Source organism: Citrobacter sp. VF227 (genome assembly GCF_052950715.1).
Map to the genome: position 1 here is coordinate 1 of NZ_JBRFVF010000688.1, position 360 is coordinate 360.

1 protein-coding gene is annotated in these 360 nt (G+C 52.8%); it reads left to right on the forward strand.

The genetic code is table 11. From position 1 onward, the window contains the following. On the forward strand, nt 1–359 hold a 359-nt coding region (locus ACU8YC_RS28575), incomplete at its 5' end, for a hypothetical protein (RefSeq protein WP_446895903.1). Nucleotide 360 lies beyond the last annotated feature (1 nt).

The window sequence follows — 360 nt, forward strand, 5'->3', positions numbered from 1 at the left end:
AGGCCATGTGGGACAGTGCCGTGGCAATCATGCTTATTGTCGCGCTGTCCCTGCTGGCGAAAATGTATCTGCCCACCTCGCTGCCGGCATTTTCGTACGCCACGATTATTGGCATTATTGTCTGTTTGCCGGACACTCCGGTCAGAGAGTTTGTTTTAGGTGCCACGGCAAAAATTTCCTTTTTGTCCTGCTGTGTCCCGCTGCTGGCTTTTGCCGGCCTCTCCGTGGGCGGCCAACTGGATGAACTGAAAAAAATGTCCTGGAAAGTTATCGTTCTCTTTCTGGTGGTCTCCACCTCCTGCTTTTTTGGGGCGTCACTCGTCGCCCAGCTGGGGTTCTCATTACAGGGAGTTATCTGAT